This is a genomic window from Pediococcus sp. (genome assembly GCF_003533255.1).
GTDB lineage: Bacteria > Bacillota > Bacilli > Lactobacillales > Lactobacillaceae > Pediococcus > Pediococcus parvulus.
The window spans coordinates 168243-184424 of the sequence record NZ_DOEM01000001.1 but is presented as its reverse complement, the minus strand read 5'-3'; the positions used below and the strand labels follow the sequence as shown (position 1 = coordinate 184424).

Genomic DNA, 16182 nt, shown 5'->3' with positions numbered 1-16182 from the left:
ATATGGAAAACGTACGCAAGGTCTTAACAGAACTTATGAGCAAGCGCAAATTAGATACTAAGTTTCAGAATCTGATGTCCTCCGTATATGAAGACGCCGATGTTTTAGCTTTCTGTGAGGCCCACAAAGCGGAATTATCCTCTGATAGTGTGGCACGATCAGCTTCTAAATTATATGAGTATGTGCAAGAAAGAGATAAATTTAACCGCCATGAACCCACGCTAATGCCGGGATATCAGCCAGTTTTGATTGTGAATAATCATATGATTGAAGTTTCGTATAAGCCTAGTAAACAGCTTTTGGCAGATGAAAAGCAACGAGAATTCAATTCACGTGTCAAATCGGTTAATATGCCTAAAATGATTAGACGAGCTCACTTTGAAGATTTTTACCCAGATGAAAATCGGCAAAGCGCATTGAATGCTGCATTAGATTTTGTTCAAGCTTATGAGACTGATCCACATCACTTTCACAAGGCACTTTATTTATCGGGCAGTTTTGGAGTTGGTAAAACTTATTTGCTGGGGGCAATTGCCAACGAATTGGCTTCGCAGGAATTTGTGTCTACCTTAGTTCATTTTCCGAGTTTTGCGGTGGAAATGAAGAACGCCATTGGTGAAAATAATTTGGCAGAAAAACTAAATATAATTAAAGAAGCCCCAATTTTAATGTTAGATGATGTTGGGGCAGATGCCATGTCCAGCTGGGTGCGAGATGAAGTTTTAGGCGTGATTTTGGAATATCGTATGCAAAATGAATTACCTACTTTTTTCAGTTCAAATTTTTCAATGGATCAATTGGAAAAAGAACATTTGCAGATTAATCAGCGCGGTGAATCAGAACCGCTGAAGGCTAAACGGCTGATGGAGCGGATTAAGTTTTTAGCTACTGAAGTGACAATGGTTGGTGTCAATCGGCGCCAATCGTAAATTTAAAATTATTAAAGAAAAATGTGAGTTTGGTTGTTGACATTTTTTCAGAGTGTGGTTTAATTAGTTTTGAAATCAAAGAAAAGACATGATCATTGTGAATTCATTCAGGGAATGGTGACTATAGCTGGAAGTCACCTATGAAGCGCCAATGACTACCACTTTTCTGAGCCTGGTGGAAATATCAGGACGGATTGTTCCCGTTATCGAACCCAATGAGATACAGGCCTTGGTCTGTAATCTTGGGTGGAACCGCGTTAATAACGTCCCGAGTGCATACTTGTGTACTCGGGATTTTTTTATACAAAAAATTAGAAAGAAGAGAAGAGAATATGGCAGATATTGAAATTACATTAGCTGATGGTGCAAAACGTGCTGTTGCAGCTGGCTCAAGTGTATTAGATGTTGCAAAAGATATTAGTGTCAGTTTGGCAAAGAAGGCTGTTGCCGGTAAAGTTAACGATCAGTTAGTATCTTTAGACCAAGAATTGGATGGGGATGCTAAACTTGAAATTGTAACTAAGGATTCTGAAGAAGGATTACAGGTTATTTGGAATACTGCAGCTGTTGTCTTGGAAGCTGCAGTCCACGAAATCTACTCAGATATTCATTTTGGTACCAAAGGTAATGTTGAACATGGATTCTATTGTGATACTGACAATGGTAGTGAACAAATTAGTGTAGATAGTTTACCCGCCATTGAAGACAAGATGGCTGAATTAATTAAAGCAAAATTGCCATTGGAGCAAGAATTTTTGTCTGAAGAAGAAGCACTTAAGGTTGTAGATGGTGATCCTTACCGTGCTAAATTAGTTCATGCTCAAGCAAAAGATGGCAAGGTCAGCGTTTATAAAATTAATGACAATGTTATTTTGAACAGTGGTGTGGTACTTGAAAATACGAGCGAAGTAAAAGTATTCAAACTATTATCCGTTGCTGGTGCTTATTGGGAGGGTAAATCAAGTAACCCAATGCTTCAACGGGTCTACGGAACAGCTTTCTTGAAGCAAAAAGATTTGGATGCTGAATTAGCACGCCAACAAGAAGCTCATGATCGTGATCATCGTGTCATTGGTAATAACTTGGACCTATTCTTTGTTGATCCAAAGGTCGGTGCCGGATTACCTTACTGGATGCCAAAAGGTGCCACAATTCGTCGCACCATCGAACGTTACATCATTGACAAGGAGGTTGCCAATGGCTATCAACACGTTTATACTCCCGTTTTGATGAACTTGGATGCTTACAAGACATCAGGTCACTGGGAGCATTATCGTGAAGATATGTTCCCACCAATGGACATGGGTGATGGTGAAATGTTGGAATTACGTCCAATGAACTGTCCTTCACATATTCAGGTTTACAAACATCATATTCGTTCATATCGTGAATTACCAATTCGAATTGCTGAACTTGGTATGATGCATCGTTACGAAAAATCTGGCGCTTTATCCGGATTACAACGAGTTCGTGAAATGACTTTGAATGATGGTCATACTTTCGTGGCTCCAGATCAAATTCAAGATGAATTTAAAAAGATTCTTAGTTTGATGGTGGAAGTGTACGATGATTTTGATATTACAGACTACACATTCCGTTTAAGTTACCGTGATCCTAAGAACACTAAGAAGTACTTTGATGATGATGAGATGTGGAATAAATCTCAAGCTATGTTAAAAGCTGCAATGGATGATCTTGGTTTGGATTATGTTGAGGCTGAAGGTGAAGCTGCGTTCTATGGTCCAAAGCTGGATGTTCAAACTAAGACGGCACTTGGCAACGAAGAAACACTTTCAACGATTCAATTAGACTTCATGCTTCCTGAAAGATTTGATTTGCACTATGTTGGTGCCGATGGTGAAGATCATCGTCCAGTTATGATTCACCGTGGTTTAGTTTCAACAATGGAACGATTCACTGCTTACTTAACAGAAATTTACAAGGGTGCATTCCCAACTTGGTTGGCGCCTAAACAAGTGACAATTATTCCAGTTAATCCTAAATTCCATGGTGATTATGCTGAAAAACTACGGGCTAAAATGGCTGCTAAACAGATCAGAGTTGATGTTGACAACCGTAATGAAAAGATGGGTTACAAGATCCGTGAAGCTCAAACACAAAAAGTTCCTTATGTTTTAGTTGTAGGTGACCAAGAGCTTGAAGCTGGTACCGTAAGTGTTCGTAAGTATGGTCAAAAGGAATCTGAAAGTGAAAATAACAATATGTTCATCGATAGTTTGTTGGCTGAAATTCAGAATTATAGTCGGACCGGTGACAGTGGCAAGAATGATAGCTTAATTAAGTAAGCATTCTTGACAGAAACTCTGGAATCTGATATTCTGGACAAGTTGAGAAATTAAGCAGAGGCACCCGCTTCTCGCCTTAGTAATTAAGATTGCTGGGCTAAAACGATGAATAGACTAGGAATAGTCTTAATGGCGGGGTGTGTATGCACCTCGTTTTTTTCTGCCTTTTTCTTAAAATAATTTGGAGGTGAATTGCCATAGCTGTTGATATGATGGTTAATAACGGTATTCGTGCTCGCGAGGTACGATTAATCGGTGATGATGGCACACAATTGGGTGTGAAGTCGAAACGAGAGGCTATAGAGTTAGCTGAACAAGCAGAACTTGATTTGGTATTGGTTTCCCCAAAAGCTAAACCGCCAGTTGCCAAGATCATGGATTATGGAAAATACCGTTTTGAGCTTCAAAAAAAGCAACGTGAAGCTCGCAAACGACAAAAAACAGTTAGCATTAAGGAAGTTCGTCTGAGTCCTACGATTGATACGAATGATTTCAATACTAAGCTTAAGAACGCTAAAAAGTTCTTAGCAAAGGGTGATAAAGTTCGTGTATCAATTCGTTTCAAGGGCCGTGCCATTACACATAAGGATATTGGTCGTGACGTATTGAATCGGATGGCAAAAGCTGTATCTGATGTTGCAACGATTGAACAATATCCTAAAATGGAAGGACGAAGCATGTTTTTGATGCTGGCTCCAATTTCAGAAAAGTAAAGTAGGAGGAACATATTATGCCAAAAATGAAGACAAATCGCGCTGCTGCAAAGCGTTTTAAACGAACTGCTAATGGTGGTTTTAAGAGTGCAAATGCCTATACAAGTCACCGATTCCATGGAAAGACAAAGAAACAACGTCGTCAATTACGTGGATTGAGCATGATGGATCATACGAGCGTTAAGCGTTATCGTAAGATGCTAGCTCCAATCAGCAAATAGTCTAATTTAAAGAATAAAATGCTGGGTGACCAGTTCTAGGAGGAATTATTATGCCACGAGTAAAGGGTGGAACAGTAACACGTCGTCGTCGTAAACGCGTATTGAAACTTGCTAAAGGTTATCGCGGACCAAAACATACTAACTTTAAGGTTGCTAAAGACCAAGTTATGAAGTCTGGTTTGTATGCCTTTCGTGATCGTCGTAACCGTAAAGGTGAATTTCGTAAGATCTGGATTGCACGTATTAATGCTGCAGCTCGTTTGAATGATATGAGTTATAGCCAATTAATGCACGGTTTAAAAGTTGCTAACATTGATATGAACCGTAAGATGCTTGCAGATCTCGCAGTTAGTGATGCAGCAGCATTTACAGCTTTAGTTGAGTCAGCTAAAAAGGCTTTGGCTTAGTAAAAAATCCTCGAATTGTTAGGTTATTTCATTTTGAAATAGTTAACAAGAATCGAGGATTTTTTTTGTAAAAATTAGATAAACAGTTAAGCGTTGCCTTAATTTAATTCTTTGGAAACAACAATTTTACCTGGTTTATGATGGTCGTCCAAGAGAGTCTGGCCTTGAACGACGCCTTCAAGTGAAAAAGGGAAAGTTTGTGCAATTGATGCGTGTAACTGATTGTGCATGATTAATTCAGTGAGATAAACTAAGGCTTTTTTATTTTGGTGGTAAGTAGCATCGTTAAAATCGGTAATGGATTTTGTTTCAAATTGGACTTTGAATTCTTTCGAAAACCCGTTCAAGCTAACTAATTGACCTTCAGGTTTTAACCATCTGTAACCATTTTTTTCTGTGAACTCGGTTGGAGTGGCATTGATTAAAACGTCAACCGGTGCGTGATCTAAAAAATTTCTTTGCATCACTTGATCTGAAGAAATAAATAAGTCGGCACCCAGTTGATTGACAAAATCCGCGTTTTTAAGTGAGGCAGTAGCTGCAACAAACAAACCCATTGCTTTTGCAATTTGGACAATCATTGAACCCACAGCTCCAGATGCACCTAACACTAAAATGGAAGTCACATTTTCTAAATGGACTGCCCCTTTGAGCACATCATAAGCAGTCACACCAGCACTGGGTATCCCAGCGGCTTCTGCAAACGACAGCTCCTTTGGTTTGGCGATAAGTTTTAAATGAGGGACGGACACAAATTCTGAATAAGCACCACGAACGACACGACCCATCACTGAGTCGCCAATTTTAAATTCCGTGACATCGGGTGCTGCATCAACAACGGTTCCAGCGACGTCACTTCCAGGGACGAATGGCAGTTGGGGAGCATTTTTAAATGAAATTTTTCCCTGACGCAGTTTGCTATCAAAAGGGTTCATCGCAAAAGCTTGGGTTTTAACAATGACTCGTCCTTTTTCAGGAGTGGGCTGGGTAAGGTTGAATTCTTCAAAAACACTAGGGCTACCATATTTTTCAAATCCAAATGCCTTCATATTGAGTAAACTCCTTTAAAGTGAATTAATATTTATTGTTTATGTGAGTAAATTAGTTTATGACTAATATTAACTCAACAAGGTTAAAAACCTTAAACAATTTGATTTTATTTAGGCAATTAAAAATCTTAATGAGATTCTAGCGACTTTGAATGCAAAAATTGTGAAAATCAACTATAATGATGGGATAGTGTGTTTTAAGGAGAGTAGGATGATTGAAAAGTTTAAGCCAACTTGGCGATTGAAAAAGATTTATAGTTTAACGCCAAACGAGCTCAAAAAAGCAGGAATAAAAGCGGTTTTAACTGATCTAGACAATACTTTGATTGCTTGGGATAATCCAGATGGCACAAGTGAATTAAGGACATGGATCACACAAATGGAATTAGCTGGGATCCCGGTTATCGTTGTTTCTAACAATAGTCATTCACGGGTTAAACGGGCACTAAGAAACATACAGTTACCATTTGTTTCCAGAGCATTGAAGCCATTAGGTTTTGGAATTCACCGGGCACTAAGAAAATTAAATCTCAATGCCGATCAAGTGGTTATGGTTGGGGATCAATTACTTACTGATATTTTAGCGGCAAATTCAGCAGGGACACGCAGTATACTAGTGAAACCACTATTAAATTCGGATGCATGGAATACTAAGATAAATCGTTTTTTTGAATATTTTATTCAGAAAAGGTTAACAAAAAAATACCCAGATATGAACTGGCAGGAGGAAATTAAATAAATGGATCAAGCCGAAGATGAAGTTTATTGCATTGGTTGTGGCGCAAAAATTCAAACAACAGATAAAAACCAACTGGGATATACGCCTCAGAGTGCGTTAGATAAGGGATTAGAAAAGGGCGAAGTTTATTGCCAGCGTTGCTTCCGTTTACGCCACTACAATGAAATTGCACCTGTGTCATTGACGGATGACGACTTTTTACGTTTATTGAGCCAAATTCGCGATGATGATGCTTTGATTGTCTACGTTGTCGATATGTTTGATTTTAATGGAAGTATGATTCCTGGGATTCATCGTTTCGTTGGTGATAATCCAGTTTTGCTGGTTGGAAATAAGGAAGATATTTTTCCTAAGTCTTTGAAACGAAACAAAATGAAAGAATGGCTGAAACAACAGGCCAACTTACAAGGGATTCGGCCTCTTGATGTCCTCTTAACGAGTGCAAAAAATCTTGATGAAATTGAAATTTTATTAAATACGATTGAAAAGTATCGTAAAAATCGTAATGCCTATGTTGTTGGTGTGACAAATGTTGGAAAGTCTACCCTGATTAATCAAATTATTCGGTTAAACAACGGGACCCAGGATTTGATTACCACTTCTCGTTTTCCTGGTACAACTCTTGATAAAATTGAAATACCTTTCGAAGACGGTAAAATGTTAATTGACACACCAGGAATTGTCCATGAGGATCAGATGGCCCATGTGTTAACCGGAAAAGACTTGAAATACGTCTCACCACAAAAGACAATCAAACCAAGTACATTCCAATTGGATGATCAACAAACACTTTTCTTTGGTGGTCTAGGTCGATTTGATTATATAAGTGGCCATGGCGCAGTAATTACCTATTTTGAAAATAATTTAATGATTCATCGGACGAAGTTAAGCAACGCAGAAAACTTTTATACCAAGCATGTGGGTGAACTTTTAACACCGCCGGATAAAGAAGGTTTGGAGAAATTGCCAGAGTTACAACGCCATGAATTTCATTTGGATGAAAAGAGTGATGTTGTGATTGAGGGATTGGGATGGATTACGGTTCCTGGTCATTCAACGATTGCTATTTGGGCGCCAAGAGGCATCTCAACTGTCGTCCGTCGCCCACTGGTTTAAAAATGAAAGAGGAAAATATGAATTTAAGAGGAAAACAAAAAAGATTTTTACGTAGTAAGGCTCAACGCTTTCGCTCGAAATTTTCAGTTGGTAAAAATGGCTTAACTCAAGCATGGGTCGATCAGCTAGATGGTGCCATGAATAACTATGAATTAATTAAAATTAATTTGCAACAAAGTGCAGACGTTACTCCTGAAGAGGTTAAGGATTTCATTGAAAGTCATACTGCTATTCAGGTTGTTCAAATCATTGGTCATGTCTTAGTGTTGTTTAAAGAGTCTGATGACGAAGACAAACGCAATATTTCGTTGCAGGTTAAAGATATTTAAGTTTAATCAACGGAGTGTGAAAGATTTTGACGCGGACAAAAACCGTTCAACAGACAAAAGTTACTGTCGAAACAGAATTAGTTAGTGATATTGTGCATAAACGAATTGGTTTATTGGGAGGAACATTTAATCCGCCTCATTTGGGACATTTAATCATGGCAGAACAGGTTTGTTCGCAACTCGGACTTGATCGAGTGGATTTTATGCCTGATTTTATTCCACCTCATGTGGATACTAAATCTGCAATTGAAGCCAAGCATCGAGTGGCGATGGTCAAACTTGCAGTTGAAGATAATCCGAATTTCGGTGTTGAACTTGCCGAAATCAATCGAGGTGGGAAAAGCTATAGTTATGATACATTGATAGCTTTGAAACGTGCTCATCCGGAAAATCAATATTATTTTATTATTGGCGCTGACATGGTTGCTTATTTACCAAAATGGTATCGGATCGCTGATTTGGCAAAAATGGTTCAATTCGTGGGTGTTAAACGGCCCGGAGTGAAAGTGCATAGTGCCTATCCAATTTTATGGGTTGATACCCCCACAATTGATTTGAGTTCAACACTAATTCGCCACAAGATTGCTAAACGGCATTCAATAAGGTATCTTGTTCCACAGCAAGTTTGCGAATACATTAGGGAGCATAAATTATATGGAAAAAAATGACACAATTGAGTATTCAGAAAATTTAATTCCTTATACAAGAAAACAATTAGTAGATAAAGTTCAAGAAAAGTTAGATGACAAACGCTTTCAGCATTGTTTACGGGTTGAAAAGCAAGCAATGGAATTAGCAAATGAAAACAATGTAGATCCTGAAAAAGCTGCTATTGCTGGCCTTTTACATGATTATGCCAAGCAACGATCTGATCATGATTTTATTAAAGTGATTAATGATAAACAGATGAATCCGGTTCTTTTGGATTATGGTAATGCAATTTGGCACGGTGTGGTTGGGGCTGAGCTCATCAAAGATGAATTGCATATCTATGACGAAGATATATTGAACGCTGTGCGCCGTCACACAGTTGGCGCAGCCTATATGACTAAACTTGATCAAATTGTTTATATGGCCGATTATATCGAGCCTGGTCGAGATTTCCCTGGTGTTGACAAAGCTCGCCAGATCACACATGAAAGTTTAAAAAAGGGTGTCTTTTTTCAAACACAACAGACGCTAAGTTATTTAGTTGAAAATGCAAAGCCCATTTATCCGGGTACCATTGCCACATATAACGCATGGCAGAACGAAAAATAGGAGGAAATTCATTGACAGAAAGTAAAACAATCTTAGAAACGACTGTGAAAGCAGCAAGTAGTAAACGGGCAGAAAACATCATTGCCTTAGACATGGAAAATGTGAGTTTGTTGGCAGATTATTTTGTGATTATGAGTGCTAATTCAAATCGACAAGTGGCCGCTATTGCAGATGAAATTGTTGACCAAAATGAAAAAAACGGTGTGTCCGTCCGCCACGTAGAAGGCCAACGTGCCGCTGAATGGATCCTAATTGATTTGGGCGACGTTATTGTAAATGTTTTCCAGACTGATCAACGTAAATTCTATAATTTGGAAAAGCTTTGGTCACAGGCCAATCCTGTTGATGTTCAAAAATGGGTTGAAGCATGATTTATCAGACCTTTGCTAAACTATATGATGATTTGATGGACCCAGCCATGTATGATCAGTGGCTGGATTTTGTTTCCAAACGGCAGTCTGACAAAACAGTTGACTGGTTGGATCTTGCTTGTGGCAGTGGAAGATTAGCGGTTAAACTCATTCAAGATGGCTATCAGGTTTCAGGGTTCGATTTATCTGATGAAATGTTGGCTTTGGCGGATGAACATGCACAAGAGGCCAAAGTTACTTTGCCATTGATGCAAGGTAACATGTTAGATTTGAGTGAACTTGGAAATTACGATGTGGTGTCATGTTTTGCAGATTCTTTTTGCTATCTACCAAATAAACAGAATTTGAAAACCTGTTTTGCTCAGGTTTTTCAGCATTTGAACGCGGATGGAAAATTCTTGTTTGATGTGATTTCGCCGTATCAAACAGATGAGATCTATCCTGGCTATATGTATAACTATGTGGATGACGAGCAGGCGTTTTTATGGACAACCTATCAGACTGAGGAACCACATAGTGTAGAGCACGACTTGACCTTTTTTGTGAAAAATGACGCCACAAACACTTATAGTAAAATTAATGAATTACATCATGAACGCACTTATGAATTGGAAACGTATTTGAGTTTGCTTAATGAAGTTGGCTTTAAGAATGTGAAAACTTCAAGCAATTTTGGCAGAGATGCTATCAACGACAAAAGTACGCGGTGGTTTTTCGAGTGTTCAAAGTAGGTGACTAAATGACAGTTTGCAGTGTAATTGCAGAATTTGATCCGTTTCATAACGGACATGCCTATCTTTTAAACAAAGCCCGTGAATTAACGCACGCTGATGTGTTAGTGGTGCTAATGAGTGGCAATTTTTTACAGCGAGGAGAACCTGCCATCATTGATAAGTGGAAACGCGCGAAAGAGGCTTTGAGTAGTCAGGCTGATTTGGTTATCGAACTGCCAATCAATGTTTCCATGCAAGCTGCTCATTTATTTGCGCAAGGTGCGGTTTCAATGGCAGCACAGCTGGGTAGTGATTATTTGGTTTTTGGAAGTGAGCACCCAGAGTTAAACTATAATTATTTAGTTGAAAAAGCGCAGAATCTTAAATTTGAAGGTTCGAATCATGCTCAAAGCTTTGCTGCGCAGCTATTTAAAACACTCGCTCAACAAACCGGGACTGAATTAAAGACTGCCAATGATATTTTGGCCTTTAATTATTTTTTGGCCAATCAAAAAGTGGAAACTTCTAAAATGAAGTTAGTCCCTGTACAAAGACTAGAAAGCGATCATTCGGATCGATCTTTAAATTTTGCACATTTTGCGAGTGCTTCGGCGATTCGGAAGGCTCGTTTTAAAAAAAATAAAAATTATGAGATTTTTATTCCGGAACAAACGAAAAAGGATTTGGCAGGTCCTGTAGTTAGTTGGAACGATTTATGGCCCTACCTGAAGTATCGGGTATTAACTACTTCGGCAGAAGAAATAGGTCAAATTTATGGTGTTTCAGAAGGAATTGAAAATCGAATTAAAGCTATCATTCAGAAAACTACTGATTTTACAACTTTTATACAAGCGTTAAAAACAAAACGGTATACGTATACCCATTTGCAGCGCTTGTGTTTGGCTATTACGTTAAATCTTAAGAAAGGGCAAATGCTTAACCAAAAATCAGTGTTTCGAGTTCTTGGATTTAATCCAATTGGACAACAGTATTTACATCAAATGCAGGTTTTGAATTTGTTGGTGCTGAGTAGAATTGGAAAAGAAGAAAGTGATTCTGTTTACCGAATTACTTGTCAAGCTGACCAAATTTATAGTTTATTAACAGGTCAAGAACAAACAATTGGACGAAAACCAATTATTTTAGTGTGACTGTCAAGGAATTTCCATTGACAAAGATTTTTTGCACAGGTATAATTACATTCGTTGCATTAGGAGGTTTTTAAATGAATTGGTCACTTTCTGATCTTATGAAACACAAGGAACCCCTCCATTTTAATGAAAATCTTGATTTAAAAGAGGACTTAATCAGTCGCACGTCGGAAGTTTTGGATGTGAAACTGGTTAAAGTCGATGGGTATGCAATTAAGGATCGGGATGCAGTGTTAGTTTCAGCTAAAGTTACTGGAGAAATCGTGGTACCGTCTTCACGGTCATTACAGCCAGTAAATTTTCAGTTAGACTTTCCCGTGAATGAATATTATGTTGAAGCAGGTACAAGTTTAGATCGATTTGACGCAACCGAAACGGTTTTGCCGGTTCAGGATGACCAAATTGATTTTTCAAAGGCTGTTGCGGATAATATTATTTTACAAATTCCGATGCAAATCTTTTCACCTGATGAAGAAAATGGCAAAGTTCCAATGCCCGCTGGGGATGATTGGGAAGTTATTTCCGAGGAAGATGAAAAAGATGCGCAAATTAAACAAGTTGATCCACGTCTTGCTAAACTAAAAGATCTATTTAGCTCAGAAGATTCTGATCCTAAGTAGTATTAATATAGTGTAAGACATAAAATTAGCGGGAAACCGTAATTCTCTTAAAGGAGGTGCTATTGATGGCCGTACCAGCAAGAAAAACATCAAAATCACGCAAACGTAATCGTCGTGGACATATCAAATTACAAACTCCAGGTTTGGCACCATGTCCAAATTGTGGTGAATTACGAGTTTCACATCGTGTTTGCCCAAGCTGTGGATATTACGATGGTAAACAAGTATTAGATGTTAAAAGTAAATAATTCGTTTATTTAACAAAAGGTAGGAAAAAGCCATGGTTTTTCCTGCTTTTTGTTTGCGCTAAAATCAAATTTAGTTTTAAAAACTTTAACTTTGTTAGCGTTTTTGTTACGATTAGTACGAACTAAAAAATAGGAGGCAGCAACATGGATAAACCACAAATTGGCGTAGTCGGTATGGCAGTTATGGGCAAGAACCTAGCTCTTAACATTGAAAGTCGCGGCTACACAGTTGCAATATACAATCGGACTGGTTCAAAAACAGAAAAGGTCGTTTCCGACCATCCAGAAAAGCACCTAGTACCTAGCTATACAATTGAAGACTTCGTAAATTCACTTGAAAAACCTCGTCGAATCATGATGATGGTAAAAGCTGGTAAGGCAACTGATGCTGTGATTGCTGAGTTACTTCCACATTTGGACAAAGGTGATGTCTTGATTGATGGTGGTAACACCTTCTTTGAAGACACAATGCGTCGAAATGCTGAATTAGATAATTCAGGAATCAACTTTATCGGCACTGGTGTTTCTGGTGGTGAATTGGGAGCTCTTGAAGGTCCCTCAATGATGCCTGGTGGTCAAAAAGAGGCGTATGATTTGGTTGCACCTATTTTTGAAAAAATGGCTGCAAAGGCCGAAGATGGGACACCATGTGTAACCTACATTGGACCTAATGGTGCTGGTCACTACGTCAAAATGATTCATAACGGAATTGAATATGGCGATGAAGAGCTCATTGACGAAAGTTACAACTTGCTACGTAATATGGTTGGTCTTTCAGTTGATGAAATTGCTGATATTTTCTCCGACTGGAACAAAGGGGAACTGGATAGTTACCTCATTGACATTACCGCTGATATCTTAACTCGCAAAGATGATTTAGGCTCTGATAAGCCAATCGTTGATTTGATTATGGATAAGGGTGGCAATAAAGGGACTGGTAAATGGAGTTCACAAAATGCACTTGCGTTAGGCGTTCCTCAATCCCTCATCACAGAATCCGTTTATGCGCGTTATATTTCTGTTTTGAAAGATGAGCGAGTTGCTGCAAGTAAAGTTCTACCTAAACCAGAAGGCAAAGTTGAATTTGATAAAGATGCTGTGATTGAAAAAATTCGTCAGGCGCTATACTTCAGTAAGATCATGAGTTATGCGCAAGGCTTTGAACAAATGAAAGTTGCTTCAAAGCATTATGATTGGAATTTACAATTTGGTGAAATTGCTAAAATTTGGCGTGCTGGTTGTATCATCCGTGCGCAGTTCTTGCAAAATATCACTGATGCATTTGATAAAGATCCTGAATTGGATAACTTATTGTTGGATGACTACTTCAAAGATATTGCTAAAAAGTATCAAGAATCGATTCGAGACATCGTTGGATTAGGGGTTAAAGCTGGTGTTCCAATGCCTGGATTTACTGCTGCCATTTCTTATTACGATTCTTATCGTTCTGCCGTTTTGCCTGCTAACTTGTTACAGGCTCAACGAGATTACTTTGGCGCACATACGTATGAACGTGTCGACCGCGAAGGTACTTTCCATTATTCATGGTATAAAGAACAATAAATAGTAAAAAGGAATCTTTTTTAGGCACATTAATGCTTAAAATTGATTTTTTTTTGTCCTCAAAGTTATTTTTTCTTATAAAGAAGTGAGTGCTTCTAGGCAAAATCTCATTTTAATGTTAAACTTTGTCTTGTATGAATTTAGCACGATTAAGATAATTTTAACTTTTAACAACTAGGAGTGGGAGAATGAGTCGGATATTAATTATTGAAGATGAAAAAAGTTTATCGCGGTTTGTTGAACTAGAGCTTCAACATGAAGGTTATGAAACAGAAGTTCAATTTAACGGACGAACAGGTTTAGAAGCAGCACTAAATAAGAATTTTGATGCCATTTTGCTAGATTTAATGTTACCGGAGTTAAACGGGATTGAAGTTTGCCGACGAGTTCGGGAAGCAAAAACAACACCAATTATTATGATGACTGCCAGAGATTCAGTGATTGACCGTGTTTCTGGATTAGATCATGGTGCGGATGATTATATTGTTAAACCATTTGCAATTGAAGAACTGTTAGCACGTTTACGCGCGTTACTACGTCGAATTGATATTGAAAGTGAACAAAAAGCCTTTCAGCAAACAACTGTAACCTATCGTGATATTACGATTGAAAAGGAAAATCAGGTTGCCCGTCGTGACGGCAAAATTATTAATTTGACAAAACGTGAATATCAACTCTTATTGTTATTAATGGAAAACATTAACGTTGTCCAATCTCGGGATGCACTTTTAGACGAGGTTTGGGGCATTGATAATGAAGTTGAAACGAATGTTGTCGATGTTTATGTTCGTTATTTACGGAATAAGATTGATCGTCCGGGTGAGCAGTCTTACATTCAGACAGTTAGAGGAACAGGGTACGTGATGCGATCGTGAGCCAAGCGCAAACAAAACAACAACCATATATGCAAACCGGTTTAGCTAAACGAAGAATATCTTTGAAATGGAAATGGGCGATTGGAACAGGAGTTGGCGTTCTCCTTATCTTTTTCGTATTTTCATTTTTTGTCTTTAATAGTATTTCACAAGTGATGTTGAATCAAGAGCGAGAGCAAGTTAACACAACCATTAATTCTGTTGATTCCCGTTTACAGAAAGTTTCCAAAATTGATGGGATTACCGTGGGTAAGTATTTACGACCTGACAGTGCGGCAGGTAATTCTGAGCAAAGTGAACAACCATACAGCAATCAATTGTTAACTAACCTTGCTCGCCGCGATATCGTGGTTTCCGTTTATGATTTAAAAGGAGAGCAAGTCTTTGCTACACGGCGAAGTTCAGAGAAATTTGTGGTTCCAAGTAAACGAACAATTGCAAGGGAGAAAGAAGACAATTTTGATGGGTTGATAGGTAGGGCACCCATTAAAAATAGTAAAGGTAAGTTAATTGGGTACATTCAGGTTGTGGATACGCTAACTAGCGTGAAACGCACACAGCAAAAATTAATCTGGATTATTATTTTGTTAACGATCATTGCTTTTGCGTTAATTTCGCTTTTTGGATACTTACTGGCTACTTATTTATTACGGCCAATTAATGTGATGAACAATACCATGAAGCAAGTCACAGAGGATCCTCAAACTGAATTACGAATTCCTGATCTTGAACGAAATGATGAGTTATCAGATTTAGCAATTGTTTTTAATGATATGCTAGATCGTATGCAGCGATATATTGATCAACAGCATCAGTTTGTTGAAGACGTATCCCATGAACTCCGAACGCCTGTAGCCGTTATTCAGGGCCATATGGAGATGCTAAATCGATGGGGTAAAGATGACCCGAAGATTTTAAATGAGTCTCTGCAGGCTTCTTTGGATGAAACGAAGCGCATGCAAAGCCTAGTTCAAGAAATGTTGGACTTAACAAGAGCTGATCAATTGGAAATCCATTTTTCAAAGGAAAAGACTCCTGTGATGAAGGTAGTTAATCAAGTATTTAATGATTTTAAGATGATTCATCCTGAATTTACATTTACTCTAGATAGTGATGTGTATTCAAATCCAATTGTCCAGATTTATCGAAATCATTTGGAACAAGTTTTAATTATCCTACTAGATAATGCGGTTAAGTATTCAACTAAACGAAAAGAGATTCATATTTCGGCGGCCGAAGATGCTCGAACCATTCAAATTGCGATTCAAGACTTTGGTGAGGGTATTTCTGAAGAAGATGTTAAAAAAGTTTTTAATAGATTCTATCGTGTAGATAAAGCTCGAAGTCGGGACAAGGGAGGCAATGGTTTAGGTTTATCAATTGCTCAACGGCTGGTAGAAGGATATCATGGAAAAATTTCGCTTGAAAGCTCAGTTGGGTATGGTTCCATTTTTAGAATTACATTACCGATTGTCAAAGATGAACCTAGTGATGATGACGATGATAAATCACCTGATCATGATTTAGGGGATTAAAAAAGGATTGGAAAATTAAATTTCCAATCCTTTTTTC

At 38.1% G+C, this 16182-nt stretch carries 19 protein-coding genes and 1 other annotated feature; of the genes, 18 read left to right on the top strand and 1 reads right to left on the bottom strand.

All coding sequences use genetic code 11. From position 1 onward, the window contains the following. Window positions 1-2 precede the first annotated feature (2 nt). The 5 genes from dnaI to rplT all read left to right on the top strand — a co-directional run bounded on the left by dnaI (window position 3) and on the right by rplT (window position 4576). Window positions 3-929, top strand: a complete 927-nt coding sequence (dnaI, locus tag DD627_RS00905; protein WP_057783100.1) for a primosomal protein DnaI — start codon at window positions 3-5, stop codon at window positions 927-929. 332 nt (window positions 930-1261) lie between these two features. Then, window positions 1262-3235 (top strand): threonine--tRNA ligase, encoded by a 1974-nt coding sequence (thrS, locus tag DD627_RS00900; RefSeq protein WP_260274364.1) that lies wholly within the window; start codon window positions 1262-1264, stop codon window positions 3233-3235. Between the two features lie 46 nt (window positions 3236-3281). Continuing rightward, window positions 3282-3402, top strand: a sequence feature (ribosomal protein L20 leader region). Between the two features lie 45 nt (window positions 3403-3447). Continuing rightward, a complete protein-coding gene (infC, locus tag DD627_RS00895) occupies window positions 3448-3948 on the top strand; it encodes a translation initiation factor IF-3 (RefSeq protein WP_057783160.1) in 501 nt (166 codons plus the stop codon). Window positions 3949-3965: 17 nt separating this feature from the next. Beyond that, window positions 3966-4169, top strand: coding sequence for a 50S ribosomal protein L35 (rpmI, locus tag DD627_RS00890; RefSeq protein WP_057783104.1), 204 nt, complete (start codon window positions 3966-3968; stop codon window positions 4167-4169). A gap of 50 nt (window positions 4170-4219) precedes the next feature. Continuing rightward, on the top strand, window positions 4220-4576 hold the full coding sequence (gene rplT, locus DD627_RS00885) for a 50S ribosomal protein L20 (protein WP_057783106.1): 357 nt from the start codon (window positions 4220-4222) through the stop codon (window positions 4574-4576). Window positions 4577-4674: 98 nt separating this feature from the next. On the opposite strand, the gene DD627_RS00880 is transcribed toward rplT, so the two are convergent. Beyond that, window positions 4675-5625: an NADP-dependent oxidoreductase gene (locus tag DD627_RS00880; RefSeq protein ID WP_260274365.1), complete on the bottom strand. Its 951-nt coding sequence runs from the start codon at window positions 5623-5625 to the stop codon at window positions 4675-4677. Window positions 5626-5836: 211 nt separating this feature from the next. Here DD627_RS00880 and DD627_RS00875 point away from each other — a divergent pair, with 211 nt between their 5' ends. The 13 genes from DD627_RS00875 to DD627_RS00815 all read left to right on the top strand — a co-directional run bounded on the left by DD627_RS00875 (window position 5837) and on the right by DD627_RS00815 (window position 16145). After that, window positions 5837-6364 carry a YqeG family HAD IIIA-type phosphatase gene (locus DD627_RS00875; RefSeq protein ID WP_057783110.1) on the top strand — a complete coding sequence of 176 codons (528 nt, stop codon included), beginning with the start codon at window positions 5837-5839 and terminating at the stop codon, window positions 6362-6364. After that, complete coding sequence (gene yqeH / locus DD627_RS00870) at window positions 6365-7480, top strand: ribosome biogenesis GTPase YqeH (RefSeq protein WP_057783112.1); 1116 nt, start codon at window positions 6365-6367, stop codon at window positions 7478-7480. Window positions 7481-7497: 17 nt separating this feature from the next. After that, on the top strand, window positions 7498-7809 hold the full coding sequence (locus DD627_RS00865; protein WP_057783114.1) for a YhbY family RNA-binding protein: 312 nt from the start codon (window positions 7498-7500) through the stop codon (window positions 7807-7809). 23 nt (window positions 7810-7832) lie between these two features. Beyond that, window positions 7833-8477, top strand: a complete 645-nt coding sequence (locus tag DD627_RS00860; RefSeq protein ID WP_057783116.1) for a nicotinate-nucleotide adenylyltransferase — start codon at window positions 7833-7835, stop codon at window positions 8475-8477. After that, entirely contained in the window at window positions 8464-9069 is a 606-nt protein-coding gene (gene yqeK, locus DD627_RS00855; protein ID WP_057783118.1) for a bis(5'-nucleosyl)-tetraphosphatase (symmetrical) YqeK, read from the top strand. Before DD627_RS00860 ends, yqeK begins: the two co-directional genes overlap by 14 nt. A gap of 11 nt (window positions 9070-9080) precedes the next feature. Next, complete coding sequence (rsfS, locus tag DD627_RS00850; RefSeq protein ID WP_057783120.1) at window positions 9081-9440, top strand: ribosome silencing factor; 360 nt, start codon at window positions 9081-9083, stop codon at window positions 9438-9440. Next, on the top strand, window positions 9437-10171 hold the full coding sequence (locus tag DD627_RS00845) for a class I SAM-dependent DNA methyltransferase (RefSeq protein ID WP_057783122.1): 735 nt from the start codon (window positions 9437-9439) through the stop codon (window positions 10169-10171). The genes rsfS and DD627_RS00845 overlap by 4 nt, the downstream gene beginning before the upstream one ends. 8 nt (window positions 10172-10179) lie before the next feature. After that, a complete protein-coding gene (locus tag DD627_RS00840) occupies window positions 10180-11304 on the top strand; it encodes a nucleotidyltransferase (protein ID WP_260274367.1) in 1125 nt (374 codons plus the stop codon). A gap of 74 nt (window positions 11305-11378) precedes the next feature. Next, entirely contained in the window at window positions 11379-11924 is a 546-nt protein-coding gene (locus DD627_RS00835; RefSeq protein WP_260274368.1) for a YceD family protein, read from the top strand. 65 nt (window positions 11925-11989) lie between these two features. After that, complete coding sequence (gene rpmF, locus DD627_RS00830) at window positions 11990-12172, top strand: 50S ribosomal protein L32 (protein WP_057748399.1); 183 nt, start codon at window positions 11990-11992, stop codon at window positions 12170-12172. A 144-nt stretch (window positions 12173-12316) separates the two neighbouring features. Continuing rightward, on the top strand, window positions 12317-13735 hold the full coding sequence (gene gnd / locus DD627_RS00825) for an NADP-dependent phosphogluconate dehydrogenase (RefSeq protein WP_057783128.1): 1419 nt from the start codon (window positions 12317-12319) through the stop codon (window positions 13733-13735). 188 nt (window positions 13736-13923) lie between these two features. Further along, window positions 13924-14610 (top strand): response regulator transcription factor, encoded by a 687-nt coding sequence (locus DD627_RS00820; RefSeq protein WP_057783130.1) that lies wholly within the window; start codon window positions 13924-13926, stop codon window positions 14608-14610. Beyond that, window positions 14607-16145 carry a HAMP domain-containing sensor histidine kinase gene (locus DD627_RS00815; protein WP_375710379.1) on the top strand — a complete coding sequence of 513 codons (1539 nt, stop codon included), beginning with the start codon at window positions 14607-14609 and terminating at the stop codon, window positions 16143-16145. The genes DD627_RS00820 and DD627_RS00815 overlap by 4 nt, the downstream gene beginning before the upstream one ends. Window positions 16146-16182 lie beyond the last annotated feature (37 nt).

Bases quoted from the DNA above. Each gene is read 5' to 3' on its own strand.
- dnaI (WP_057783100.1), top strand. From the start codon at position 3: ATGGAAAACGTACGCAAGGTCTTAACAGAACTTATGAGCAAGCGCAAA.
- thrS (WP_260274364.1), top strand. From the start codon at position 1,262: ATGGCAGATATTGAAATTACATTAGCTGATGGTGCAAAACGTGCTGTT.
- infC (WP_057783160.1), top strand. From the start codon at position 3,448: ATGGTTAATAACGGTATTCGTGCTCGCGAGGTACGATTAATCGGTGAT.
- rpmI (WP_057783104.1), top strand. From the start codon at position 3,966: ATGCCAAAAATGAAGACAAATCGCGCTGCTGCAAAGCGTTTTAAACGA.
- rplT (WP_057783106.1), top strand. From the start codon at position 4,220: ATGCCACGAGTAAAGGGTGGAACAGTAACACGTCGTCGTCGTAAACGC.
- DD627_RS00880 (WP_260274365.1), bottom strand. From the start codon at position 5,625: ATGAAGGCATTTGGATTTGAAAAATATGGTAGCCCTAGTGTTTTTGAA.
- DD627_RS00875 (WP_057783110.1), top strand. From the start codon at position 5,837: ATGATTGAAAAGTTTAAGCCAACTTGGCGATTGAAAAAGATTTATAGT.
- yqeH (WP_057783112.1), top strand. From the start codon at position 6,365: ATGGATCAAGCCGAAGATGAAGTTTATTGCATTGGTTGTGGCGCAAAA.
- DD627_RS00865 (WP_057783114.1), top strand. From the start codon at position 7,498: ATGAATTTAAGAGGAAAACAAAAAAGATTTTTACGTAGTAAGGCTCAA.
- yqeK (WP_057783118.1), top strand. From the start codon at position 8,464: ATGGAAAAAAATGACACAATTGAGTATTCAGAAAATTTAATTCCTTAT.
- DD627_RS00845 (WP_057783122.1), top strand. From the start codon at position 9,437: ATGATTTATCAGACCTTTGCTAAACTATATGATGATTTGATGGACCCA.
- DD627_RS00840 (WP_260274367.1), top strand. From the start codon at position 10,180: ATGACAGTTTGCAGTGTAATTGCAGAATTTGATCCGTTTCATAACGGA.
- DD627_RS00835 (WP_260274368.1), top strand. From the start codon at position 11,379: ATGAATTGGTCACTTTCTGATCTTATGAAACACAAGGAACCCCTCCAT.
- rpmF (WP_057748399.1), top strand. From the start codon at position 11,990: ATGGCCGTACCAGCAAGAAAAACATCAAAATCACGCAAACGTAATCGT.
- gnd (WP_057783128.1), top strand. From the start codon at position 12,317: ATGGATAAACCACAAATTGGCGTAGTCGGTATGGCAGTTATGGGCAAG.
- DD627_RS00820 (WP_057783130.1), top strand. From the start codon at position 13,924: ATGAGTCGGATATTAATTATTGAAGATGAAAAAAGTTTATCGCGGTTT.